Below are 22090 nucleotides of genomic sequence, written 5' to 3' on the forward strand. Positions count from 1 at the left end.
CGGACATGACGAAAAACCATGACCCGCAATGGGAGAACGCACTGACCGTCGTTCAGGACGTGCACCCGCCCTTCATTCCGGAGGGCGCCGATGTGATGACCGTCGTCATCGAATACCCGCCGGGCAGTGCCGGAGCCCCACCGCACCGCCATCCGAGCGGCCCGGCGTTCGGCTACATGCTGGAAGGCGAGATGCTTTTTGAACTCGAAGGCCAGCCGCCACGTGTCATCCGCGCGGGCGAAGCCTTCTGGGAGCCCGGCGGAGACGTCATCCACTACTCGGACGCCAACAACCGGGGCGACGTCAAGAGCCGGTTCGTCGTGACAATGGTGTGTGTCCCGGGCCGGCCGATGCTCGAGCTCGTCGACGACAGCGAACTGACCGCCCGCAGACACCTGCGGGTAGCCGCCCAACCGTCTGCCGGAGAGGACTGAATCACCTTGTCTCGCATTCTTCTTCAGACCACCATCACGGCCCAGCCGGATGACTGGGACATCAACCGGTTCACACTGCTTGCCGACGAATTGCGCACCGCCGGACACGACGTGGTCGCCCGCAACCGCGCACACCACGGCGACGATCCGGTGCTCAGTGTTCTCGACGACCTGGGGTTCGACCAGGTGTGGCTGATGGCCGTCGACACCGGCGACGGCCTGACCGATGCCGAAGCCGACGCCATCACCAGATTCCGCCGCGGCGGCGGCGGGGTGCTCACCGCTCGTGACCATCAGGACCTCGGGTGCTGCCTGGCCCGGCTCGGGTCCTTGGGACTGGTCAACGAGTTCCAGGACAAGACGATCGACCAACGCCACCTCTGCGACGACCAGGACACCCCGACCATCTCCTGGCCCAACTTCCATTCCGGCGCCAACGGCGACTACCAGCCGGTGCTGGCCACGGACCCGGTGCATCCGCTGCTGCGCACTGCACAGACCACCAGCGGCCGCATCGAATGGTTCCCCGCGCACCCGCACGAGGGCGCGGTCTCGGCGAGCGTTCCCTGCGCAACCGTCGTGGCGGAGGGGCGAAGCAGCGCCAGTGGCCGCCGGTTCAACCTCGCCGTCGCAATCGACGGTGAGACGTTGGACGGGTTGCCGATGGGGCGGGCGCTCGCCGAATCGACGTTCCACCACTTCGCCGACTACAACTGGGATTTGGGTCGCGGGGCGCCGTCGTTCGTCAGTGAGCCGCCCAGTGGGCAGATTCTGGCCGATCCGGCTCGCCTGATGGTGTTCAAGGACTACGTGCGCAACGTCGCGGCCTGGCTGCATCCGGTTGTCCCGACCGGTGCCGATGTTTCCCCCGAAGCGCACGGTGCTGTCGTACTCTGAATGCGCTTCACACACAGGAGGCGCCCGTGAGCGAACACGAAGTCAAGATGATCATCCTGTCGACCGACGACTTGGATGAATCGATCAGGTTCTACAGCGACACCCTCGGTATGGCAGTGAAGTTCCGCGACGGCACCCATTTCGCGGCACTCGACGGCGGGCCGGTCACCCTGGCGCTGGCGACCGAGATCGACCACCCGATCCCCGGGCAGGTCGTGGTCGGCATCAAGACGGCCGACGTCGACGCCGCGGCGAAGGCCGTCGAAGCCAGTGGTGGGGGAATCGTCAAGGGCCCGTACGACGACGCGCATGAACGTCGAGCCGTCGTCTATGACAACAAGGGGAACGGCCTGGTCTTCTACAGCCCGCTCGCGCGCAAGTAACGGAGACATCGCGTGACCGAACTTCAGGACCGGCAGGACATTTCAGATCTGCTGATCCGCTACGCCAGCGGCATCGATCGGCGTGACTGGGACCTGTTTCGAACGGTGTTCACCCCCGACTGCCACCTCGACTACGGCCAGATCGGGGTGTGGAACGGCGTCGATGAGGTCACCGAATTCATGGATGTCGCGCACGCCGCCGCGGGGTATCTCATGCATCGCATCAGCAACATCGTGATCGACGTGCAGGGTGACAGCGCGGTGACCCGGTGTTATGTCGATGCCTGGATCATGGCTGCCGACAACAACTCCGGGGTGAACGCCCGCGGCTTCTACGACGACGAGATCGTGCGTACCGATGCCGGCTGGCGCATCGCGCGGCGCACGTTCACCACGGTGCAGGTGGTGTACTGATGAGTGACTTCTCGGAGAAGTACGGACCCTGGGCGCTGGTCGCGGGAGCCTCCGACGGTGTGGGTGCGGCCTTCGCCGAGGAGCTGGCCGCGCGCGGGCTCAACGTGGTGCTGCTGGCTCGGCGGCAGGAGGTGCTCGACGAGGTCGCCGCAGACATTCGCAACCGTCACGGTGTCGAAACCAGGACGCTGGCAATCGATCTCGCAGCGGCGGGTGCATCGGCCGCGGTGACCGAGGCGATGGCGGATCTCGACATCGGCTTCTTGGTGTACTGCGCGGGCGCTGACCCCGATTTCACGCCTTTCCTGAGCAATTCGATCGAGGCTGCCGAGAACATGGTGCAGCGCAACTGCGTGGTGCCGATGCAGCTGTGTCACCACTACGCCGCCCCGATGGTCGAGCGGGGCCGAGGCGGAATCGTGGTGTTCGGCTCAGGTGCAGGCTTTGTCGGCGGCCCAAACATGGTGGCCTACGGCGCAACCAAAGCCTTCGACATGGTGTTCGCCGAAGCGCTGTGGAGTGAACTGCACGACAAGGGTGTCGACGTGATCGGTTTGATCCTCGGCAAGACCGACACTCCCGCGCTGCGCAAACTCGAGCATCAACGCGGCACCCTGGCCTCGGAAGACCAGACGCCGACCGATGCGGTACCGGTCGGCGACGTGGTGGCCGAAGCGTTCGCGAACCTGACCAACGGGCCGACCGTGCTCGTCGGTGACCAGATGCGCGGTGTCGGGCAGTTGCTGGCGTCGATGGACCGTAACGACGCGGCTCGGCTGATGGCACAGTCGATCGCCGCGGCGATGGGATCCGACTGACGCTCGACTTTTTGCCCCGTCTGACGCGTCAGATGTTTATCGATCTCAGATCTGGATAGCTAATACCGGTACCAGGCAGGTCGTTACTCACGCACGATTGACGCACGATTGGAGCACTAAGCCATGAAGTTGATCGAGATTGTCGCCGGAGCCGCTGTGGCCGGTGGATTGGCTGCAAGCGCACTGGGATTGAGCACCGCGACCGCGGGCGCCGACCCCGGCTGGACCCCGCCGCCCGGCCCTGTTCAGCCTGCGCTGCCGCCGGCCGGCCCCGACGCGGGCAGCCCGCCGGCCTGGGCGCCGCCGAAGCCTGTCGACCCCACCTGGGCCGCAGGCAACAAGCAGGTGTGGGACGAGGGCTGGAATCACTGGGGCGTGTGGATCAACGGGGTCTTCATCCCCACGTACTGATTCGCGCATCACGCCGCGGGATGCCGTCTGATCGCCTGGGCGACGGCATCCCGCGGCGTCCTCGTGTGTAGGCGCTGACGACGCGGCTCTATGGTCGAACAGTGACGATCACCTACGACGACGCACTGCGGGCGCAGATCCGCGATCGCCTGAGCGGACACGACCGCCGATCGGTGACCGACCCCACCAAGCGCCACGCCGCTGTCGCAGTGGTGCTCGTCGACTCCGACACTGGTGAAGATCGGGTGGACCCCGCTCCTGTCGACGACTGGATCGCCGGCCGGCCGATGGAGCCCGGTTTGGACGGCCGGATGGTCGGAGTCTCGGGTGGTGCGGCATTTCTGTTGTGCCGCAGGGCGTCCCGCTTGAATTCACACGCCGCGCAGTGGGCCCTCCCCGGCGGGAGACTGGACCCGGGAGAGACGGCGATAGACGCGGCGTTGCGTGAACTCGACGAGGAAGTCGGCGTCACGCTTCCCCACGCATCGGTCCTCGGAGTGCTCGACGACTATCCGACCCGGTCGGGCTACATCATCACCCCGGTGGTCATCTGGGGCGGCGGGCGGCTGGATCCGCGGCCGGCACCCGACGAAGTGGTCGCGGTGTACCGGGTCGGGCTGCATCAACTGCAACGTTCGGACTCGCCGCGGTTCATCACCATCCCGGAAAGCCCGCGCCCCGTCGTGCAGATGCCGTTGGGCAACGACCTCATCCATGCGCCCACAGGCGCTGTGCTGCTTCAACTGCGATGGCTGTGCCTGGAGGGCCGACACGACCCCGTCGACGACCTCGAGCAGCCCGTGTTCGCCTGGAAATAGGCCCCTGAAAAATGTTCGCCTGGAAATAGGCCCCTGAAAAATAGGCCCTGAAACGGAAGTACCGCGCGGCCGTGATGACCGCGCGGTACGTCGACGACGATTGTCAGGCAGGCGGGTAGACGCCCATGCCCTTGGCCTTCTCGGTCTGCCAGAAGATGTCCGAGATCTGATCGATGGTCGCGAGCAGCTTCTCAGCCGTGGCGGCGTCGGTCGACTTCTTGACGTCACCGGCACCGTGCACGCCGTCCCAGAACAGCTGGTGCAGGTTCGGGAACTGCTCGAAGTGCTCCTTGGTGAAGAAGTCGGCCCACAGCACCATCAGGTGATGCTTGACCTCCTCAGCGCGCTGCTCCTTGATGAGGATCGCGCGGGTCCGGAAGTGCTCGTCATCCGAGTCGTTGTACTTCTGGATGGTCTTGAGGCACGACAGCGCCTCGATCTTGGCCTGGGCGGGGTCGTAGACGCCGCAGTACAGGTCGCAATGAGCATGGGCAGGGGTGGCGTTGGCGAAAAGTCGTTGCAGCATGGCCCTAACTTACCCTTTCACCATGCGGGAGAACCATGGGCTGGGTTCGTGGCCGCTGCGCCGGTTTCGGGTGGTGGAGGAGTCGATGTTGCCGACCCTTCGCCCTGGTGACGGGCTGTTGGCGGTCCGCGCCGGGGCGCCCCGTACCGGACAACTTCGGGTGTTCCCCGATCCGACCCTGCCGACCCGGTGGCTGATCAAGCGGGTCGGGTCGGTGCGGGGGCGCGGCCGGGCCGCGACCTTCGAAGCGTGCTCCGACAATCCGCACGCGCCGGGGGTCGTGGACTCCCGGCGATTCGGCTGGGTTTCGGCCGCCGGTTCCTACCGGGTGGTGTGGACGGTCCGCGCTGCACACAGTTGAGTCCGAGTTTTGTTTCCGCCGTAATGAGGTACACGGCGCCCATGGGTATTTCAGACAAGATCAGCAATAAGGTCGACGACGTCGCGGGCAAGGCCAAAGAGGGCGTCGGTGCCGCCACGGGCGACAAGAGCACCGAGAACGAGGGCAAGCTCGATCAGGCCAAGTCGAGCCTGAAGGACGCCGGCGAGAAGGTCAAAGACGCTTTCAAGAGCTGAGCGTGGAGCTCAGTAAGCAGCCCCCGCCCACACCGGTGGACGCGACGAAGGCCAGTGAAGAGCAGCGCATCCTGCAGGACCAGCTGGATCATCAAAACGATGATCCAGCTGGTCCCGGCAAGGTCGATAGGCACCAGGTCGCCGACGAGACCTGAGCTACTGCGGGTGGGTGGCCAGGTACTCCGCGACCGGGATGGGCTCATCGGCTGAATAGCCGATCGGCAGAACGACGTCGCCTTCGGTGGTGACGTAATAGACATCCCACTGGTAGAAGCCGGCGAACGTCGCGGGATCAGTCAGGATCGCGGCGTAATCCTTGACCGCCGAGACATATTCATCGGCGTGGTTATAGCGGTAAATGGCGTGATCGGGGTCCGCGCCGAAACCGTTGGCGGCCAGGTAGCGGCCGGCTGCCATGATGCTGTCGTGCGGTGACCGGATGTCGCCGCCCTCGCCGTGGGCCGCGAACGTGGAAGGCAGAAACTGCATGGGTCCGTCCGCGCCGGCGGTGCTCAGCCCCACGATGCTGCCGAATCGGGTTTCGATCAGATTGATCGCCGCCAGGTAGGTCCACCGCACCCCCGTCGCCGCCTCTGCCTCGCGGTAGTAACCAAGCAGCTCATCGGCCGGCGCCGGCGGCTGAATCCGCCACGCCGGCAGGGTGTCCCTCGGGTGAGCCATCGCAGCGAGTTGGCGCCGAGCGTCGACGTTGCGGTCGTAGGCATCGATCAAAACCGGCGGGATCCGCGGCCGGATGATCGAGTCCCATTCGGGGTGGCGGCCGATGCTGCGGTACGCGACCTGCTGACGACGTGCGGCAGCTACGAGCGCAGGCGGGGGCGTCGACGGATCGCGAATGGCCAGTTCGTCGGCGACCAGGTCGTCGGCCAGTTCAGCAGGATCCGAGGCCAGACTGGGCTGCGCGCCGGCGGGTGCCGCGTCGGGCGCCGCCGTGGAATCCAGCGCGGCCGCGGGCACCGACGAGGTGTGCGGACGGCTGGCCGGCGTGCTCACGGGGTGCACAGTGCCCGGTGCGCAGGCAGGAGCGGTCAGCAGGACCGTCACCGCCAGGAGGGAGACTCGGATGCGCACCGCTGAAGTCTGTCCTATGACGACGCGAAGCACCAGGATTCGGTCTGGGATGATGGGGGATCATGCGGATAGATTCCACATCCGTCTCAGCCGTGGCGCTGGGTGCGGCCATGACGGCGGCGCTGCTGTTCAGTGCCGTCGGCGTAGCGGACCCGTCACCGCGAATCGCATTGGCCGACAACACCGTCAGTGTCGATCCGCCGGCCGTCGCCGCGGGTGACGGTTCACTGGCCGACGGCCAGGTACTGACCCCGTTCGACGTGCAAAACCCGGCCGTCGGCCGCCTGGACCCGCGGCTGCTCGACGCCATTCAGCAGGCTGCCTCCGCGGCGTCGGCCGAGGGCATCACGATGACGATCACGTCAGGGTGGCGCTCACCAGAGTTCCAGCAGCGCCTGTTGGACAGCGCGGTCGCCCAGTACGGCAGCCTGGCGGCTGCCCGCGAGTACGTGCAGACCCCCGAGGCGTCCAAACATGTGGTGGGTGAGGCCGTCGACGTGGGCGGTGTCGGTGCCGACCAGTGGTTGATGGCCCACGGCGCGCGGTTCGGTCTGTGCCGCATCTACGCCAACGAGGTGTGGCATTTCGAACTGGCTACCGATGCCGTCGGTAACTGCCCGCCGCTTCTGCCCAACGCGGCTGGTTGAGCGTAATTTGATCCAGATGAGAAGTCTGGATGAAATCCGCACCGCACTCGAGGCCTGTTATTCGGCGATCGAAGGCCTGTGCGCCGACCTGAGCGACGCCGACTGGAAGGCACAGTCGCTGTGTCCGGACTGGGTGGTGCGCGACGTCATTCAGCATGTGGTCAGCATCGAAGCCGTGATGGCCGGCTGGCTGCCGCAGGACGACGCCACCCCGCCGCCGTTCGAACGGGCGGCGGAGTTCCTGGCCGGGACCGACGATCCGGCGACGCTGGCCGAGAAGGTCACCGCCGTCTTCGCCGAGCGCAGGCGCGACCTGAGTGCGCTGACCGCCGCCGACCTCGAACGGCCGTCGTGGATGCCCACCGGGCGGGGAATCTACGGTCGCTTCCTGGAGATCCGGGTCTTCGACTTCTGGGTTCACGTGCGCGACATCACGATTCCGCTCGGACGTGCCACCGACGACGACGGTATCGCCGCGGAGATCGCTCTGGGTGAGGTAGAGAGCTCGATCGGCTACATCGCGGGGAAGAAGGTGGGAGTGCCCGACGGCAGCGCCATCTCCTTCCGGCTGACCGGCCCGGTGGCTCGCGAGATCAACGTGGCGGTCGACGGGCGGGCCAAACAGGTTGCGCACCTGGACAATCCGGACGCGGTGCTGACCACGGACTCGACAACGTTCATCATGCTCGCCTCCGGCCGGATCGACCCCCAGGCCCAGATCGACACCGGCGCGGTGACCTGGAGTGGCGACGCCGAGCTGGGCGAGCGGGCCGCCCGCAACCTGCGGTTCACGATGTGACCGGGCGGCCCGAGTCCGTCGACTTCCACTTCGACGTGATGTGCCCGTACGCCTACCAGACGTCGCGGTGGATTCGCGAGGTCCGGGACCAGACCGGACTGGTGGTGAACTGGCGATTCTTCAGCCTCGAGGAGATCAATCGCAAAGAGGGCAAGAAGCACCCGTGGGAACGGGACTGGTCCTACGGCTGGTCGATGATGCGCATCGGGGCACTCCTGCGCCGACAGTCGATGGCGGACGTCGAGGCCTGGTACCAGCGTGCCGGTCGGGCCCTGCATGTCGACGGTCACAAACCGCACGATCCGGCGGTGGCCCGACACCTGTTGGCCGAGCTCGGTTTTGATCCGGCGCTGGTCGACCAGGCCATCGCCGATCCCACCACCGGCGATGAGGTGCTGGCCGATCACAACCGCGTCGTGGCGGCCGACGGTTACGGTGTGCCGACGCTGTTCTTCCCCGACGGTCAGTGCCTGTTCGGACCGGTCCTGATCGACCCGCCGACCGGGGAGGCAGCTGTGCGACTGTGGGACGCCGTCGTCGCGTGGACGGAATTCCCGCACCTCTATGAGCTTCAGCGGCCCAAGACCCCGGCCGACGGGCAGCTGATCGCCCAGACGTTCCGCCCGTACCTCGAGGCCCGCGACTGGGTGTCGATCAACCGTGGTGAGGTCGTCGGCTTCGGAGACTAGCGGTCGTCGTCGCGGTTAGATCGAGGTATGCGTGTCAACCGGATCATTGCCGACCTGCCGGTCTCCGATATCGAGGCGGCCAAAGGCTTTTACACCGACTACTTGGGGCTGAGCACCGAGGAGTTCAACCTCGGCTGGGTGGCCCGATACACCTCGCCCGACACCGGTGCGAACCTGCAACTGGTCACCGCCGATGCCACGGCACCCGAGTCGCCCGTCATCTCGGTGGCCACCGATGACGTCGACGCGGCCTATGAGCAGGCCCGCGCTCGTGGCTACCAGATCGTGCATCCGCTGACGACCGAGTCGTGGGGGGTGCGGCGGTTTTTCGTTCGCGATCCGGACGGCAACGTGATCAACGTTGTGGCGCATCGGGATTAGCGCGAAAACTATCCGGTGGGCGTCGCGCCCAGCACCCGTTGCAGGTCACCCTTCATCGCTTGCAGTTGCGCGCCCCAGTACCCCCAGCTGTGCGTGCCGCTGGGCGGGAAGTTGAAGACCGCGTTGCGGCCGCCGGCGGCCTGATACTTGCGCTGAAACTCCTTGTTGGTGTTCAACGTGATGTTCTCCAGATACCCGGCGGTGAACAGGCCACCGAACGTCGGGTCGTCGGTGTTGTCGAGTTCGGACGGTGCGCCCGTCCCGCAGTAGATCCACACCGCGGTGCCGTTGGCGACCAGCCGTGCCACGTTGACCATCGGGTCGTTGCGCTGCCAGGCCGGATCGTTGGAGGGTCCCCACATGTCGGTGGAGCGGTACCCGCCGCCGTCTTTCATCGCCAGCCCGATCAGGGTGGGCCACAGGCCCAGCGACGGGTTGAGGAAACCGGACAGCGATCCCGCGAAGATGAACTGTTGGGGATGCCAGATCGCCAGCGTCAAGGCCGCACTGCCCGACATCGAAAGTCCGACCACCGCATTGTTGATCGGAGTGACCGCTTTGTTGAGCGCCAGCCACGCCGGCAGCTCCTGGGTCAGGAACGTCTCCCACTTGTATGTCAGCGTCCCGTTGGACCCGGCCGCCGGTTGATACCAGTCGCTGTAGAAACTCGACTGGCCACCGACCGGCATCACCAGAGACAGTCCGGACTGGTAGTACCACTCGAACGCGGCGGTGTTGATGTCCCAGCCGTTCTCGTCATCCCGGGCGCGAAGGCCGTCGAGCAGATAGACCGCGTGTGCGCCGCCACCCTGGAATTGGACCCTGATGGTGCGGCCCATCGCCGGCGACGGCACGTCGAGGGCTTCCACCGGCAACCCGGAGCGGGAGTAGGCCGCGGCGGGTGCGGTCGGGCCTGCCAGGCCGACCATGCCGGGGACCAGTAGCACCGTCGCGGTGAGGATGCCGAGGCGCTGCACCCAGCGGGTCGCGCGGTGCACGAGGTTCCTCACGAGCAGCAAGGTAACAATGCGGCCGGTTTCGAGACGGTCTGGCACGCCTGCCGTAATTGCTTTGTGATCGGCGAGAATTCACGCGGCTCTGGTGCGCACCCCCAACACGGGTTGCCGGCTTTCGCGGTCACAGAAGTCCGCGGCCCACGGCCACCGGCCGCGACCATCCGACCAGACCAGCTGCAACGCACGGATCTCCCTGCCGTAGAGGGCGGTCGCGAAACCCATGTGCGCATCGGGATGTTCGACCTCGACGACCTCGAGCATCGGACCGCCGCAGAGGGTGAACTGCTGGCCGGCGGTCAGCTCGGCTCCCCGGACCACGAGCTCGGCCGACTTGCTCAGCAGGCGTGCGGCCCGCTGCGGTGACACATTCGTCATCAGCAGTTCGGGGACGTCGTAGTCGCTCAAGCCGATTGTGTAGGCGAACGGCATGCGGGGCGATTCGACGTACTGCACTGCCCACCCACGCCGCAGGATCTTGGCGCGGACCTCGTCGAGATAGTCGGCGACGGTGTTGTTCGGGTGATCGCACAACCAGCACATTGCTGGGCCCCTTTCGTCAGTTCGACGGCGTAGGACACACGATGCACCCGGGGTACGACAAAAACTCGAACAGACGTTCGTCGTGCTCAGCGCGGAACCCACGCACCGCCGCACAGCACGTCGGTGACCGCGAGTTCGTCGTCCAGCGCGACCAGGTCGGCGCGTGCGCCCGCGACCAGTTCGGGGGACGGAAGTCCCAGTGCGCGAGCTGGATTCAGCGACGACTGGCGCACCGCGAGTAGCAGCGCGTCGTCGCGGGGGAGTCCGCTGTGGGCGACCGCGAATTCGAACACCCGGTCCATCGTCGCGGTGCTGCCCGCGATCGTCGCCGTCCCGGCCAGCCGGGCCACGCCGTCGGCGACCTCGACGTCCATTCGACCGATCTGGTACCGGCCGTCGCTGACCCCGGCCGCGGCCATCGCGTCGGTGACGAGCGACAGCCGGTCCGGACCGGCCGCGCGGACCACGTGCCGGTACAGCGCGGCGTCGACGTGCACTCCGTCGGCGATCAACTCCACCGTCACCCGGGGGTCTTCGAGCAGCGCGATGACCGGGCCCGGCTCCCGGTGGTGGATCGGGCGCATCGCGTTGAACAGATGTGTGCCCACCGTGGCGCCCGCGGTGAGCGCCCCGCGGGTCTGTTCGTAGGTCGCCTCTGTGTGTCCGACCGCGGCCACCGCGCCCGCCGTGACGATCCGCTCGATCGCGGCCAGCGCACCCGGCCGCTCCGGTGCGAGCGTGACCATCCGGATGGCTCCGGCGCCGGCCTGCAACAGCGTGTCGACTTCGACGGTGTCCGGATCACGAAGCAGGACGGGATCGTGCGCCCCGCAGCGCTGACCGGACAGCCATGGGCCTTCCAGGTGAACCCCGGCGAGCACGCCGTCGCGCACATGGCCGGCCAGTACCTCGACCTGGTGCAGCAGTTCGGTCGGTCCGGCCGACACCAGCGACGCGATCAGGGTCGTGGTGCCGTGCCTGCGGTGAAGCTCCACAGCGGTCGCCGTGTCATCCGAGGTCGCCCCGGAGAAATCGGACCCGCCGCCGCCGTGGACGTGGGTGTCGACGAAACCGGGCACCACGGTATCCAGCTCACGGTCGGCCGCTCGCGGCGGCGAACCCGCGCCCAGCGCCCGCACTGAACCACCGGACACCTCAATCCAGCCTGGCCGCAACAACTCTCGGCCGGTCAGTAGGGTTGCAGCGGCGATCAGCACTCAGATGCCCTGCCAGGACGGCTTGGACAGGTAGGTCTCCCGGTAGTAGTCGGCCAGCTGCAGACGGCGCGCCGCACCGCCGTCGAGGAGGACCGTCACGTGCGGATGGTGCTGCAGGATGGTGGCCGGCCACATCGCGCTCACCGGCCCCTCCACCAGCTGATGCACCGCCTCGGCCTTGCTTCGGCCGAGGGCCACCAGGACGACGTGCCGGGCCGCCATGATCGTGCCCAACCCCTGCGTGAGGCAATGGGTCGGGACCTGGTCGACGTCGTCGCCGAAGAAGCGGGCGTTGTCGATTCGAGTCTGGCGCGTCAGCGTTTTGATCCGGGTGCGCGACGCGAGCGACGACCCGGGCTCGTTGAATCCGATGTGGCCGTCGGTGCCGATGCCCAGGATCTGCAGGTCGATGCCGCCTGCTGCGGTGATGGCGGCCTCGTACTCGGCGCACGCCACCGGAATGTCCTCGGCCAACCCGTCGGGGCCGGCCACCGCGCCCGGCTCGAAGTCGACGCGCGAGACGAACACCGTGTCGATGACGGTGCGGTAGCGCTCGGGATGATCGGCCGGCAACCCGACGTACTCGTCGAGGGTGAAGCCGCGGGCTTGCCGAAACGAGATGCGCCCCGCGTCGCAGCGGGCGGCCAGCTCGTCGTAGATCGCCAGCGGGGACGAGCCGGTGGCCAGTCCCAGCACCGCGGTCGGCGTGCGGGCGAGCAGCGCCTCGACGGCATCGGCGGCCAGCGCGCCGATCGCCGCGGCGTCGGGGAGAATGACAACTTCCATCAGACCCTACTTGTTGGCAGTGAAAAGTAGGGATCCCGAAGCGATTTCGGCACCCTGAGTGACACCGCCGCTCACCACGATGTTGCCGGGTTCACGTTCGTCCATCACCACGACGGGAACGATCGGGCTCAACCCGGCTGCCACCACCGACGGGACGTCATAGGTGATGATCGGCTGGCCGGCGGTCACGGTGTCGCCCTCGCTGACGTGGGCGCTGAATCCCGCTCCCTGCAGCGTGACGGTATCAAGCCCGAGATGAACCAGGACGCCGACATTCTCGCCCGTCATGATGATGTAGGCGTGCGGCATCAGCTTCAGGACGCGTCCGCTGACCGGCGCCACCGCATCGATCACGTCGTGTGGCGGGTCGACTGCGGCGCCGTATCCCACCATGCCTTGCGCGAAAACGGGATCGGGTACGTCGCCGAGCGCGACGGCACGCCCGGAGACCGGCGCGTGGACGGACGTTGTGCTCATTGTGGAAGACAATAGAGAGTCGACCGACGTAGCCGCGGCGGAAACAACGCCTCACCTCCGGCGATTTGTCTAAGCTTCGGCTGTGCTGCGACGACGGGAGGCCGGCCGGTCATGAGTGAAACCACCAAAGACTCAGGCGCACAGCAAAAGTCGGGGCTGCACATACCGGGCTTCGCGCAGCTGCAGCGGCTCGGTAAGAGCTTGATGCTGCCGATCGCCGTGCTCCCGGCCGCGGGCATCCTGTTGCGGCTCGGCCAGGACGACCTGCTGGGGCGGATCAAGGCGCCGGTGATCGGCCCGTTCTTCCAAGCGATGAGCGCAGCCGGCGGAGCGCTGTTCAACAATCTCGCGTTGCTGTTCGCCGTCGGTGTCGCGATCGGATTCGCGCGCAAGGCCGACGGCTCGACGGCGCTGTCGGCGGTCGTCGGCTATCTGGTGATGCAGGCGGTCTTCAAGACGATGTCGCCGTTTGTGCTCGCCGGACAACTCGACAAGGCCGGTGAACAGGCGCAGATCAACTACAGCGTGTTCGGCGGGATCGTGATCGGCCTGCTCACCGCGTGGTTGTTCGACAAGTACCACACCATCACGTTGCCGCCGTACCTCGGCTTCTTCGGTGGCCGGCGCTTCGTCCCGATCGTCGTATCGCTGGTGAGCCTCGTGGTGTCCTTCGCGATGAGCTACTTCTATCCGATCTTCGACGCGGGGCTCACCGGGCTCGGTCACTTCATCGGCGGTGCCGGTGCGCTCGGCGCATTTGTCTACGGCTTCGCCAACCGCATGCTGATCCCGCTGGGGCTGCACCACATCCTGAACTCGTACGTGTGGTTCATCTACGGCAGCTATCCGACCGGCGACGGGCATGTGGTCACCGGTGAACTCAGCAGGTTCGCTGCGGGTGACCCCAGCGCTGGGCTGCTCACGTCGGGCTTCTACCCGATCCTGATGTTCGGCCTGCCCGGCGCGGCGTTGGCGATGATCCACGTGGCGAACAAGAAACAACGCAAGGTCGCGTTCGGCATCCTGTCCGCCGCCGCGCTGACCGCGTTCCTCACCGGTGTCACCGAACCGCTGGAGTTCGCCTTCATGTTCGTGGCGTTTCCGCTCTACATCGTGCACGCGGTGCTGACCGGTCTGTCGCTGGCCATCGCCTACCTGCTCGACATCCACCTGGGCTTCTCGTTCTCGGCCGGACTGATCGACCTGCTTCTCTACGGCACCGCGCCCGCGGCCAAGAACATTCCGCTGCTGATCGTCATGGGCCTGGTTTTCTTCGCGGTGTACTACCTGCTGTTCCGTTTCGCGATCACCCGATGGAACATGCGCACGCCCGGGCGTGAACCCGACGCCGAGTTCGACGCCGAGGAGCGGGCCAACCTGGGGGAGGGCGCCGAGTCGGCCACCGCCGTGGCGGCCGGTGGCGCGGTGACGACCGCCCCCGCGGTCACCGACAGCAAGGCCGAACAACTGATCGCGGCATTCGGCGGGCGAGAGAATCTGCGCAGCGTCGACGCCTGTATCACCCGACTGCGGATGGAGGTTGTGGACGCCGGCAAAGTCGACCAGAACCGGCTGAAAAGCCTTGGCGCCGCCGGCGTGATCGAGGTCGGCAACAGCGTGCAGGCCGTTTTCGGGACCCAGGCCGAGGTGCTGAAGAACGAGATCAACGACGCGCTATGACGGCCGGGCGAGCAGTATCGCTGAAACCGGGAAGTGTCGCACCCGCTGGACATAGATCGCGTAGAGGAAACGCATAGGCTTCGAACCTTTATGGTTCCGTGCCCAAAGTGTGACCTGAGTAGACCACTGTTACCGAAGTGACATCAGTGGCTCGTGCTTTGAGCCGATCGAGCCAGAGTAGGACCCACATGACCGTGCGTACTTTCGATCGTGAATCGACCGGCGGCACCTCCTTCGCACTGCGATCGCTGGCGGTGATGGCAGGCGCATTTCTTGCCACCGCCGCGTGGCCGACACCAGCCCACGCGGATACCGCGGGTGTGAGCAGCCTGCTGAACTCGACCGGTGTCAGCCAGCTGATCGTGCAAATCGGTCAACAGATCTGCCCGATGCTGGTCAAGCCGGGCAGCAATCTGGTGTCCAATGCCACCACGGCCAGCGGACACGGCGGCCTCGCTTCTCAGGTGACCGGGTTCGTGGCCGAGCAGGCCATCCGGTCTCAGTGCCCGGCGGTGATGGCCGAACTCGCTAATGGGAACTTCGCGCCGCTGATGCAGATGCTCAGCACCGCCAACCAGGCGTCGGGCGCACTCAACACGCTCAACGGTGTGCCGTCGGTGCCGTCGTTGCCGCTGCCGGCCGCCGGCGTGCTCAGCCCGTAGCGACGTCGTCGCTGGTAATCGCTAACGAATCTGGCTGCGCCGTCGATATCGTGGTTAAGTGGTTGGACCCGAGGCCTGCTCGAGGTGGAATCAGGTGACTGTGAATCGAATTCTCATCGGCGCGTGTGCGGTGGCGCTCACGTCGGGATCGCTGGTGCTCGCCGCACCGGCGTCCGCCGACTGCCCGAATGGGACAGTCCAGAGCCGATTCCCCGGGGTGTGCACATCCGGCCCGTCAGGCGGTCAGGTTCCGCAGGCGATCGGCCCGGACAACGTGACCACCAACATCCAGCCCAACCAGATCCCCACGATGAACGGCATCCCCTGCAACCTGTGGCATTCGGTCACGTGCTGGGCGATGGCGCAGAACGGCGGCTGAGCGCCAGGCTGTCACGCCGCGCGCAGCGCATCGATGCCCTGGTCCAGAGCGGCCTCCAGATAGCTCAGGTCGCCGGTCGCGAGCATGATGCCGACCCCACCCTGGATTCCGGCCAGCAACGCCGCCGCGGCGCGTTCGGCGTTCACCGAATCGGCCACCTTGCCCTGCTCCTGCATCGACCGGATTCCGGTCGCGATCGCGCCGCTCCACTGGACGATGAGCTCGGCGGTGACAGCCTCGGCCCCCGGGGTGGTGCGCCCGATCTCCGACATCAGCACCGCGATCGGGCAGTTCTGGCCCTGCCTGCGGTAACGGTCGACCACGCAATCCCGCCACCGCTGCCACGCTGCCCAGGATGTGAGCGCGCCGAGATGAGGCTGCTGGTCGTCGAGCACCATCTGGGATTCGAGTGCCGCGACCGCCAGCAAGAGCTGTTCCTTGCCGCCGGGGAAGTAGTGGAAGAGCTGACTTTTGGAGGTGCGAGTACGCGCCATGACGTCGTCGAGGGTGGTCAGCGCAATGCCGCGGGCGCGGATCTCGGCGGCGGCTCCTTCGATGATCCGCTGCCGGGTGGCGCGGCCCTTCGCCGTCAAATTTTGGACTTGCAGGTCCATTTTTGGAAGCGAAGCATATGGACTCATGAGTCCAAAAGATACCCGGTTGGCCGGGCGCAGAGCACTTGTCACCGGTTCCACAGGCGGCCTCGGGGTCGCCATCGCGAAGGCGCTGGCCGCTGACGGCGCCTTCGTGGTGGTGAGCGGACGGGACAAAACCCGCGGCGACGCGGTCGTCGCCGATATCCGTTCGGCAGGTGGGACCGGGTCCTTCGTCGCCGCCGATCTGGGAGCCGGCGGTGCCGCCGCACATCAGCTGGCCGACGCTGCCATCGAGGTGGCCGGCGGCATCGACATCCTGGTGAATAACGCGGCCACCTTGCTGATGCCCACGCCGACCGCTGACATGACCGAGCAGGAACTGCGAGATGTGTTCGGCGTCAACGTGTTCGCCCCGTTCCTGCTGACCGGCATACTGGCACCGCGCATGGTTGCCCAGGGTGGCGGCGCGATCGTCAACATCGGCTCGATCGCCGGGCTGCGCGGAGCCAGCGGCTCGGCGGTCTACAGCGGAAACAAAGCTGCGATCCATTCGTTCACCCAGTCCTGGGCCGACGAGTACGGCCCGCACGGTGTTCGGGTCAACGCCGTCGCCCCCGGCCCGATCGGCACCGAGCGGCAGGCCGAGTTCGCCGAGCACATCGCGCCGACGCTGAGCCGCCTGCCGTCGCGGCGGGTCAGCAGCCCGGAGGAGGTCGCGGCCGTGGTGGCGTTCCTGGCCGGTGACGACGCCGCCAATATCCACGGAGCAGTTCTCAGCGTCGACGGCGGCTGGGCTGCAACCTGATTCGAGGCACGGGCAATGAACCGGAGCTGTCAAGCCCAGCAAACGGCTGGGCAGGCGGCGTCCAGCAACCCCACAGCGTTGCGAGACCGGACCGGCAACGGCCGCGCTGATAGGCTGCCAGGTGCAATCGCGGGGGCGGCGGGGTCCGACCCGTCTGACGAGGTGGCGTCGAAACGTAAAGCAAGAGTCGGAATGGGTTCGGAATGGGTGTTGTGCGAACCGGAGAAATCAAGGCGCTGACCGGTCTTCGCATTGTCGCCGCCATGTGGGTGGTGCTGTTCCACTTCCGGCCGCTGATCTGGGAAGCTTCACCGCGACTCAAGGAAGACCTCGCGCCGCTGCTCAACGCCGGAGCTCAAGGCGTTGACCTGTTCTTCATCCTCAGCGGATTCGTGTTGACGTGGAACTATCTCGACCGGATGGGATCGCACTTCTCGGGGCGGGCCACCCTGCACTTCCTCTGGCTGCGGCTGTCCCGGGTGTGGCCGGTGTACCTGGTGACCATGCACCTCGCCGCCGCCTGGATCATCTTCACGCTGCACTTCGGCGCCACCCCGTCGGCGGATGTCGAGAAGCTCACCGCAATCAGCTACGTGCGCCAGCTGTTTATGGTGCAGCTCTGGTTCGAACCGTTCTTCGACGGCACCAGCTGGGACGGGCCGGCATGGTCGATCAGCGCGGAATGGCTGGCCTACCTGCTGTTCGGCGGGATCATCCTGGTGATCTTCCGGATGGCGCGGGTGACCCGGGCCCGCACGCTGCTCTTTCTGGCCTTCGTCGCTGCGCTGCCACCCACCCTGCTGCTGCTGGCCAGCGGCCACTTCTACACCCCGTGGAGCTGGCTGCCGCGCATCGTGGCCCAGTTCCTGGCGGGCGCGCTGGCCTGCGCGGCGGTTCGACGGCTGCAGATCGGAAGACGTGGCCAGCACATCTCGGGCATTGCCGCGGTGCTGCTGACCGCCGCGATGGTGGGCATCCTCTACTACTACGACGCCAACCCGGTGGCCGGGATGATCGACCCCGGCGGCCTGGTCGACGTGTTGTTCATGCCGCTGGTCGTCACGCTGGCGATCGGCGTGGGCAGCCTGCCGGCGCTGCTGTCCACGCGGCTGCTGGTGTACGGGGGCCAGATCTCGTTCAGCCTCTACATGGTCCACGAGATCGTGCACACCTCGTGGAACTGGGCGGTCCAGGAGTACCAGATCGACCTGCCGAAATCGGTGCAGAAGATCGTCGTCGTCGGCCTGATCGTGGCCGCGCTTGCCGCCGCGATCGGGCTCTACCACGGGGTCGAGGAACCGGCCCGGCGCTGGATGCGCAGGATGATCGACTTCCGCGACGTCAAGCATGACAAGCACACCGGCCCGCCGGGGGCCGAGGGCGGCCGGCTGGCCTCCATCGACAACGCCCGCGATACCCGTCCTCCGCAGTCTTCGGCGCGGGCCGGGTAGTAACGAAGCCAGCGTCGGTGTGCGACAACACCTTCGGAGGCAGTAGGCTGCCTGCGTCGGGCACGAGATTCAGTGGGGTGTCATTGATCCGCAAGGAAGGGCTTGTGCGCGTCATCACGACCGGCCTGTCGGTTGTCGCGGTGCTCGCCGCCGTCGTCGGGTATTCACGCCCGGCCGTCACCTACGAATTGGCCAATCGCGGTTCGGGTTTCAGCCGGATCGCGGTGATCGGCGATTCGTACACGACCGGCACTGACGAGGGTGGTCAGGGGCCGCAGTCGTGGACCTCCCGCGCTTGGCTGCTGCTGGCCGGTCAGGGCGCCAGGGTCGACGCCGACGTGGCCGCCGAGGGCGGTGCCGGCTACGGGATCCGCGGCAACCATGGCAGCTTGTTCGAGGATCTCACCGTGCGGGCCGTCGACCGCGACGACTCCCTCGTGGTGTTCTTCGGATCCCGCAATGACCAGCCCGCCGATATGGGGAAGTACCCGGTGCTGGTCGGGGAGACCTTGCAGATCGCCCGCCGGGTGGCGCCCAAAGCCAAGGTCCTGGTGATCGGCCCGCCATGGCCGACGGCCGACCCGCCGGGCGTGGTGCTGGCCCAGCGCGACATCCTGCGGGCCCAGGCCAAAGCCGTCGGCGCGGTCTTCATCGATCCGCTCGCCGAAGGCTGGTTCGTCGGCCACCCCGAACTGATCGGTCCCGACGGAGTGCACCCCACCGACGCGGGACACGCCTACATGGCCGAGAAGATCGCCCCGCTCATCCGGAGCCAGTTGGCCATCCCGCTGTGAGGGTTCAGGGCGCGATCCAGGGCTGGCTGTTGCCCAGATTGTTCGCGTCCACCTGGTAGCACTGCTGCGGAGTGTTGAACCCGAATGCACCCCCGGTCTCGCAGCGCTGAAAGAAGCCGTTCGCATCGATCGGGCCGTCGCAGCGCTGACCGCCGCCCCACGGTGTCCACAGTCCCTGGCACCCCGCGCTGGCGGTGGGCGCCCCGATGATGCCGATGCCGATGGCGGTGATCGTGCAGACCACCACTGAACCGAGTTTCTTCACCGTCCACCTCCTCGACGAAAAACCTCAAGTGAAGTTCGGATACCCAGTTCATCGCGGTGGCCGCGCAGATCGTTATCGCAAGCGCGGTTCCAGCGCGCTGCGCCTGCATCAGTGTGCAATCGTTTCGGCTTGTGACGTCCCGTTCGCGATGTTGTCGTGGTAGACCGGTTAGCTGATGAGACGCATGTGGCCAGGGCGTTGCCGGGCATACCGGATGACACCGCTGCTCGCGACGCTCGCGGTGGTCATGGTGGTCTTCGCCGGCGACCGCCCGACGCCGTCGCTGCCCTACAACCTGATCGCCGGGCCGTTCGCCCGGCTGCTGGCCCAGGCCGCCGATCTCGGTCCTGCGCGCAGCCAGCGAATCCAGCTGACCGCCGAACTCCGAGAGGCCGCCCGGCCGACGGCGCTGACCGCATGGGCCGCCGCCCACGGATTGTCGGTGGGCTGGCGCGACGGTGACGCGTGGGCCGTTGTGGCGGGCACCCCGCGAGCCGTTGCCGGTGCCCTCGACGTGGCTGTCCACGACTATCGCCGCACCAACGGGGTGGTGTTCTACGCCTCGCCACAGCAGCCCGTCGTCCCGCAGCAGCTGAGCGGTGAAGTCACCGAGCTGGGCCGGATTCTCGGTTACACGCCGTCACACGAAGGCGTTCCGCCGACCCCACCGCTGGATGTCCCCAATGCGGGGCTCGCGCCGACCGAATTGCTCACCGCCTACAACATCAACCCGCTGAGCTCGGCGGGGTACACCGGAAAGGGCCAGACGGTCGTCGTCTTCACCTTCGACGGCGTCGACCAGCGCGACCTGGACCAGTTCTCCGAATGGTTCTCGCTGCCGAAATTCACCCTCGAGGTGATGGGCGGGATGCCGCCCGAGCGGCGCGGCGAGGCGAGCATGGACGTCCAGTTCGTCCACGCGATCGCACCCTCGGCGCGGATCGTTCTGGTCAACGCCCGGTCTACCGCCGAAGGCGACGGTACCTACGTCAAGCTGGGCAAGCTGATGGAGGAGGTGGACCGCACCTACCCGGGGGCGGTGTGGAGCTTCTCGATCGGCTGGGGTTGCGATCGCCTGCTCTCCCGCGCGGACCTGGCGCCGGTGCGCTCGGCGCTGGCCCGCGCCCAGCGCAACGGGACGACAGCCTTCGTCGCCAGTGGGGATCTGGCCGGCCTGGAATGCAAAGGTGGCAAGACCTGGTCGGATCCGCCGAGTCCGGACGATTACGGCGTCGACGTGATGGCCTCGCTGCCGGAGGTGACCGGCGTCGGGGGAACGACGTTGTCCACCGATTCCCAGGGACAGTGGCTGGCCGAACAAGGGTGGTACGACGTCCCGTTGACCCAGGGCAGCGGCGGCGGCGCGTCGGTGTTGTTCGCCCGCCCGTCGTGGCAGGACACCGGTACCCGCGCCGGCCCGCACGACAAGCGGCTGGTGCCCGACATCGCCGCGGTGGCCGACCCGTTCACCGGGGTGAAATTCGTGTTCAACGGGCAGATCCTCGTGGGTGGGGGCACCTCGCAGGCCGCACCGATCTGGGCCGGCATCGCCGCGGTGATGAACCAGTTCCTCACCGCGCGCGGTTTGGAACAGCTCGGCGACTTCAACCCGCTGCTCTACGACATCGCCGGCGGCGCCGAGTTTCCCGCCTTCCGCGACATCTATCTCGGGGCCAATGCGGTGACGCCCGTCATGGTCGGCTACGACATGATCACCGGGCTCGGGACGCCGAACGTCGACAACCTGATCAAGGCCCTGCTCGTCCTGAAGTCGTTGCGCCGATGAGTGATCTGACGTCGGACCCCGACACCGCCGACTCGTTCACCGGCTACGCGGTACCCGCGGGCAGCTACCGGGCTCGCCGACAGCGCGGCCCGGGTTACTTCGTGACCATCGGCCTCTGGCTGATCGTTCTCGTCACGGCGATGATGGCGCTGAGCGTCGTGGCGACTCGCATCACGCCCACCGCGACCACCTACCGTTGCCCGCCCGACTGCGGGCGGCCGCCGACGGGGCTGCCGGTGGCCATCAATCCGCGCTACTTCGCCCCCGACGGATCGTTCTCGGTGTCGTATCCGTCGCCGGGAACCGCCTACGACGTGACGATCGAACCCAACGGGGTGCGCGCGGAGCTGAACGTTGGTGACGGCGGCACGCTGCGATTGTTCAGTGAACCGGCGAAGGGCCGCGACGCACGCCGGGTGGCCACCGACCTGCTCAACCAGATCTTCCCCGACGCGGTGACGTCCTATGAGCTGCCCAACGCGATCCTCGGGTACCAGCCGGGGTACGGCGAGGTTGCCGACGACTGGCCTAAGGGCACCGCGAGCGATTCCCGGCACGAGCGCGTCATCATCATCGTCGCCGTCAAGAACGACCTCGCACTGGTCGCCGGCGCGGCGGGACCGTTCCACCAGTTCGGCCCCGACGACGGGCCTGGGCCACCGTCACCGGCGAACCTCGACATCGCCAAGGACATGGGCAAGTACGTCAACAGCTTCATGTGGCGCGGCGACCCGCCGAGATAGCCTCCTGC

31 protein-coding genes are annotated in these 22090 nt (G+C 66.9%); 22 read left to right on the plus strand and 9 right to left on the minus strand.

What is annotated here, in order from left to right; translation table 11 throughout:
• Positions 1-5 precede the first annotated feature (5 nt).
• The 7 genes from AB4879_RS09075 to AB4879_RS09105 all read left to right on the plus strand — a co-directional run bounded on the left by AB4879_RS09075 (position 6) and on the right by AB4879_RS09105 (position 4175).
• Complete coding sequence (locus AB4879_RS09075; protein WP_370507327.1) at positions 6-434, plus strand: cupin domain-containing protein; 429 nt, start codon at positions 6-8, stop codon at positions 432-434.
• 6 nt (positions 435-440) lie between these two features.
• Entirely contained in the window at positions 441-1331 is an 891-nt protein-coding gene (locus AB4879_RS09080) for a hypothetical protein (protein ID WP_370507328.1), read from the plus strand.
• A gap of 26 nt (positions 1332-1357) precedes the next feature.
• Complete coding sequence (locus tag AB4879_RS09085) at positions 1358-1714, plus strand: VOC family protein (RefSeq protein ID WP_102805956.1); 357 nt, start codon at positions 1358-1360, stop codon at positions 1712-1714.
• Positions 1715-1726: 12 nt separating this feature from the next.
• Positions 1727-2128 (plus strand): nuclear transport factor 2 family protein, encoded by a 402-nt coding sequence (locus AB4879_RS09090; protein WP_370507329.1) that lies wholly within the window; start codon positions 1727-1729, stop codon positions 2126-2128.
• Complete coding sequence (locus AB4879_RS09095; protein WP_370507330.1) at positions 2128-2946, plus strand: SDR family NAD(P)-dependent oxidoreductase; 819 nt, start codon at positions 2128-2130, stop codon at positions 2944-2946. The genes AB4879_RS09090 and AB4879_RS09095 overlap by 1 nt, the downstream gene beginning before the upstream one ends.
• A gap of 123 nt (positions 2947-3069) precedes the next feature.
• On the plus strand, positions 3070-3357 hold the full coding sequence (locus AB4879_RS09100) for a hypothetical protein (protein WP_370507331.1): 288 nt from the start codon (positions 3070-3072) through the stop codon (positions 3355-3357).
• 101 nt (positions 3358-3458) lie between these two features.
• A complete protein-coding gene (locus AB4879_RS09105; protein WP_370507333.1) occupies positions 3459-4175 on the plus strand; it encodes a CoA pyrophosphatase in 717 nt (238 codons plus the stop codon).
• Between the two features lie 103 nt (positions 4176-4278).
• On the opposite strand, the gene sodN is transcribed toward AB4879_RS09105, so the two are convergent.
• Complete coding sequence (gene sodN / locus AB4879_RS09110; RefSeq protein WP_036342074.1) at positions 4279-4701, minus strand: superoxide dismutase, Ni; 423 nt, start codon at positions 4699-4701, stop codon at positions 4279-4281.
• A gap of 85 nt (positions 4702-4786) precedes the next feature.
• Between sodN and AB4879_RS09115 the strand changes: the two genes are divergently transcribed.
• From AB4879_RS09115 to AB4879_RS09125, 3 genes are read left to right on the plus strand one after another with little or no spacing between them, the layout of a single operon-like run.
• Entirely contained in the window at positions 4787-5062 is a 276-nt protein-coding gene (locus tag AB4879_RS09115) for a S26 family signal peptidase (RefSeq protein ID WP_370507477.1), read from the plus strand.
• A 41-nt stretch (positions 5063-5103) separates the two neighbouring features.
• Positions 5104-5277, plus strand: a complete 174-nt coding sequence (locus AB4879_RS09120; RefSeq protein WP_036342072.1) for a CsbD family protein — start codon at positions 5104-5106, stop codon at positions 5275-5277.
• Between the two features lie 2 nt (positions 5278-5279).
• A complete protein-coding gene (locus tag AB4879_RS09125) occupies positions 5280-5432 on the plus strand; it encodes a hypothetical protein (protein ID WP_158248987.1) in 153 nt (50 codons plus the stop codon).
• Between the two features lies 1 nt (position 5433).
• Here the strand turns inward: AB4879_RS09125 and AB4879_RS09130 are convergent, their stop codons facing one another.
• Positions 5434-6291: a transglycosylase SLT domain-containing protein gene (locus tag AB4879_RS09130; RefSeq protein ID WP_370507478.1), complete on the minus strand. Its 858-nt coding sequence runs from the start codon at positions 6289-6291 to the stop codon at positions 5434-5436.
• 140 nt (positions 6292-6431) lie between these two features.
• On the opposite strand from AB4879_RS09130, the gene AB4879_RS09135 reads away from it, so the two are divergent.
• The 4 genes from AB4879_RS09135 to AB4879_RS09150 are packed head-to-tail and all read left to right on the plus strand — an operon-like array spanning position 6432 to position 8885.
• A complete protein-coding gene (locus AB4879_RS09135) occupies positions 6432-7016 on the plus strand; it encodes a M15 family metallopeptidase (protein WP_370507335.1) in 585 nt (194 codons plus the stop codon).
• Between the two features lie 16 nt (positions 7017-7032).
• Complete coding sequence (locus AB4879_RS09140) at positions 7033-7815, plus strand: maleylpyruvate isomerase family mycothiol-dependent enzyme (RefSeq protein ID WP_370507336.1); 783 nt, start codon at positions 7033-7035, stop codon at positions 7813-7815.
• Positions 7812-8504 carry a DsbA family protein gene (locus AB4879_RS09145; protein WP_370507337.1) on the plus strand — a complete coding sequence of 231 codons (693 nt, stop codon included), beginning with the start codon at positions 7812-7814 and terminating at the stop codon, positions 8502-8504. Before AB4879_RS09140 ends, AB4879_RS09145 begins: the two co-directional genes overlap by 4 nt.
• Before the next feature lie 27 nt (positions 8505-8531).
• A complete protein-coding gene (locus tag AB4879_RS09150; protein ID WP_370507338.1) occupies positions 8532-8885 on the plus strand; it encodes a VOC family protein in 354 nt (117 codons plus the stop codon).
• An 8-nt stretch (positions 8886-8893) separates the two neighbouring features.
• Here the strand turns inward: AB4879_RS09150 and AB4879_RS09155 are convergent, their stop codons facing one another.
• The 5 genes from AB4879_RS09155 to AB4879_RS09175 all read right to left on the minus strand — a co-directional run bounded on the left by AB4879_RS09155 (position 8894) and on the right by AB4879_RS09175 (position 12921).
• Positions 8894-9814, minus strand: coding sequence for an esterase family protein (locus AB4879_RS09155; RefSeq protein ID WP_233209187.1), 921 nt, complete (start codon positions 9812-9814; stop codon positions 8894-8896).
• A gap of 159 nt (positions 9815-9973) precedes the next feature.
• On the minus strand, positions 9974-10441 hold the full coding sequence (locus AB4879_RS09160) for a DUF4262 domain-containing protein (protein WP_102805965.1): 468 nt from the start codon (positions 10439-10441) through the stop codon (positions 9974-9976).
• A gap of 86 nt (positions 10442-10527) precedes the next feature.
• Positions 10528-11658, minus strand: coding sequence for an N-acetylglucosamine-6-phosphate deacetylase (gene nagA / locus AB4879_RS09165; protein WP_370507340.1), 1131 nt, complete (start codon positions 11656-11658; stop codon positions 10528-10530).
• Positions 11659-12444 (minus strand): glucosamine-6-phosphate deaminase, encoded by a 786-nt coding sequence (nagB, locus tag AB4879_RS09170; protein ID WP_370507341.1) that lies wholly within the window; start codon positions 12442-12444, stop codon positions 11659-11661.
• 6 nt (positions 12445-12450) lie between these two features.
• Positions 12451-12921 (minus strand): glucose PTS transporter subunit IIA, encoded by a 471-nt coding sequence (locus tag AB4879_RS09175; RefSeq protein WP_102805968.1) that lies wholly within the window; start codon positions 12919-12921, stop codon positions 12451-12453.
• Between the two features lie 111 nt (positions 12922-13032).
• On the opposite strand from AB4879_RS09175, the gene AB4879_RS09180 reads away from it, so the two are divergent.
• The 3 genes from AB4879_RS09180 to AB4879_RS09190 all read left to right on the plus strand — a co-directional run bounded on the left by AB4879_RS09180 (position 13033) and on the right by AB4879_RS09190 (position 15642).
• A complete protein-coding gene (locus AB4879_RS09180; RefSeq protein WP_102805969.1) occupies positions 13033-14601 on the plus strand; it encodes a PTS transporter subunit EIIC in 1569 nt (522 codons plus the stop codon).
• 188 nt (positions 14602-14789) lie between these two features.
• Positions 14790-15263, plus strand: coding sequence for a hypothetical protein (locus tag AB4879_RS09185; RefSeq protein ID WP_370507342.1), 474 nt, complete (start codon positions 14790-14792; stop codon positions 15261-15263).
• Between the two features lie 94 nt (positions 15264-15357).
• Complete coding sequence (locus AB4879_RS09190) at positions 15358-15642, plus strand: hypothetical protein (protein ID WP_370507343.1); 285 nt, start codon at positions 15358-15360, stop codon at positions 15640-15642.
• Between the two features lie 11 nt (positions 15643-15653).
• Here the strand turns inward: AB4879_RS09190 and AB4879_RS09195 are convergent, their stop codons facing one another.
• Positions 15654-16256: a TetR/AcrR family transcriptional regulator gene (locus tag AB4879_RS09195; RefSeq protein ID WP_102805972.1), complete on the minus strand. Its 603-nt coding sequence runs from the start codon at positions 16254-16256 to the stop codon at positions 15654-15656.
• 25 nt (positions 16257-16281) lie between these two features.
• Between AB4879_RS09195 and AB4879_RS09200 the strand changes: the two genes are divergently transcribed.
• From AB4879_RS09200 to AB4879_RS09210, 3 genes are all read left to right on the plus strand, one after another.
• On the plus strand, positions 16282-17043 hold the full coding sequence (locus AB4879_RS09200; RefSeq protein WP_370507344.1) for an SDR family NAD(P)-dependent oxidoreductase: 762 nt from the start codon (positions 16282-16284) through the stop codon (positions 17041-17043).
• Positions 17044-17246: 203 nt separating this feature from the next.
• Positions 17247-18494: an acyltransferase family protein gene (locus tag AB4879_RS09205; protein WP_370507345.1), complete on the plus strand. Its 1248-nt coding sequence runs from the start codon at positions 17247-17249 to the stop codon at positions 18492-18494.
• Positions 18495-18607: 113 nt separating this feature from the next.
• Positions 18608-19288, plus strand: a complete 681-nt coding sequence (locus tag AB4879_RS09210) for a GDSL lipase (protein WP_370507479.1) — start codon at positions 18608-18610, stop codon at positions 19286-19288.
• Positions 19289-19292: 4 nt separating this feature from the next.
• Here the strand turns inward: AB4879_RS09210 and AB4879_RS09215 are convergent, their stop codons facing one another.
• Positions 19293-19553: a hypothetical protein gene (locus AB4879_RS09215; RefSeq protein WP_036342055.1), complete on the minus strand. Its 261-nt coding sequence runs from the start codon at positions 19551-19553 to the stop codon at positions 19293-19295.
• Between the two features lie 214 nt (positions 19554-19767).
• Here AB4879_RS09215 and AB4879_RS09220 point away from each other — a divergent pair, with 214 nt between their 5' ends.
• Together AB4879_RS09220 and AB4879_RS09225 are read left to right on the plus strand one after the other, a co-directional pair.
• Entirely contained in the window at positions 19768-21339 is a 1572-nt protein-coding gene (locus AB4879_RS09220; protein WP_370507346.1) for a S8 family serine peptidase, read from the plus strand.
• Positions 21336-22082, plus strand: coding sequence for a hypothetical protein (locus tag AB4879_RS09225; protein WP_370507347.1), 747 nt, complete (start codon positions 21336-21338; stop codon positions 22080-22082). Before AB4879_RS09220 ends, AB4879_RS09225 begins: the two co-directional genes overlap by 4 nt.
• Positions 22083-22090: the final 8 nt, after the last annotated feature.

It is taken from the genome of Mycobacterium sp. SA01 (assembly GCF_041287105.1).
In the GTDB taxonomy this organism is placed as follows: Bacteria; Actinomycetota; Actinomycetes; order Mycobacteriales; family Mycobacteriaceae; genus Mycobacterium.

What these genes read in the sequence shown, in the direction of transcription:
- AB4879_RS09115 (WP_370507477.1), top strand. Translation starts at nt 4,787, where the DNA reads ATGTTGCCGACCCTTCGCCCTGGTGACGGGCTGTTGGCGGTCCGCGCC.
- AB4879_RS09195 (WP_102805972.1), bottom strand. Translation starts at nt 16,256, where the DNA reads ATGGACCTGCAAGTCCAAAATTTGACGGCGAAGGGCCGCGCCACCCGG.
- AB4879_RS09135 (WP_370507335.1), top strand. Translation starts at nt 6,432, where the DNA reads ATGCGGATAGATTCCACATCCGTCTCAGCCGTGGCGCTGGGTGCGGCC.
- AB4879_RS09100 (WP_370507331.1), top strand. Translation starts at nt 3,070, where the DNA reads ATGAAGTTGATCGAGATTGTCGCCGGAGCCGCTGTGGCCGGTGGATTG.
- AB4879_RS09150 (WP_370507338.1), top strand. Translation starts at nt 8,532, where the DNA reads ATGCGTGTCAACCGGATCATTGCCGACCTGCCGGTCTCCGATATCGAG.
- AB4879_RS09200 (WP_370507344.1), top strand. Translation starts at nt 16,282, where the DNA reads ATGAGTCCAAAAGATACCCGGTTGGCCGGGCGCAGAGCACTTGTCACC.
- AB4879_RS09155 (WP_233209187.1), bottom strand. Translation starts at nt 9,814, where the DNA reads ATGGTCGGCCTGGCAGGCCCGACCGCACCCGCCGCGGCCTACTCCCGC.
- AB4879_RS09140 (WP_370507336.1), top strand. Translation starts at nt 7,033, where the DNA reads ATGAGAAGTCTGGATGAAATCCGCACCGCACTCGAGGCCTGTTATTCG.
- AB4879_RS09220 (WP_370507346.1), top strand. Translation starts at nt 19,768, where the DNA reads ATGACACCGCTGCTCGCGACGCTCGCGGTGGTCATGGTGGTCTTCGCC.
- AB4879_RS09185 (WP_370507342.1), top strand. Translation starts at nt 14,790, where the DNA reads ATGACCGTGCGTACTTTCGATCGTGAATCGACCGGCGGCACCTCCTTC.
- AB4879_RS09095 (WP_370507330.1), top strand. Translation starts at nt 2,128, where the DNA reads ATGAGTGACTTCTCGGAGAAGTACGGACCCTGGGCGCTGGTCGCGGGA.
- AB4879_RS09120 (WP_036342072.1), top strand. Translation starts at nt 5,104, where the DNA reads ATGGGTATTTCAGACAAGATCAGCAATAAGGTCGACGACGTCGCGGGC.
- AB4879_RS09160 (WP_102805965.1), bottom strand. Translation starts at nt 10,441, where the DNA reads ATGTGCTGGTTGTGCGATCACCCGAACAACACCGTCGCCGACTATCTC.
- AB4879_RS09205 (WP_370507345.1), top strand. Translation starts at nt 17,247, where the DNA reads ATGGGTGTTGTGCGAACCGGAGAAATCAAGGCGCTGACCGGTCTTCGC.
- AB4879_RS09175 (WP_102805968.1), bottom strand. Translation starts at nt 12,921, where the DNA reads ATGAGCACAACGTCCGTCCACGCGCCGGTCTCCGGGCGTGCCGTCGCG.
- AB4879_RS09075 (WP_370507327.1), top strand. Translation starts at nt 6, where the DNA reads ATGACGAAAAACCATGACCCGCAATGGGAGAACGCACTGACCGTCGTT.
- AB4879_RS09180 (WP_102805969.1), top strand. Translation starts at nt 13,033, where the DNA reads ATGAGTGAAACCACCAAAGACTCAGGCGCACAGCAAAAGTCGGGGCTG.
- AB4879_RS09225 (WP_370507347.1), top strand. Translation starts at nt 21,336, where the DNA reads ATGAGTGATCTGACGTCGGACCCCGACACCGCCGACTCGTTCACCGGC.
- sodN (WP_036342074.1), bottom strand. Translation starts at nt 4,701, where the DNA reads ATGCTGCAACGACTTTTCGCCAACGCCACCCCTGCCCATGCTCATTGC.
- nagB (WP_370507341.1), bottom strand. Translation starts at nt 12,444, where the DNA reads ATGGAAGTTGTCATTCTCCCCGACGCCGCGGCGATCGGCGCGCTGGCC.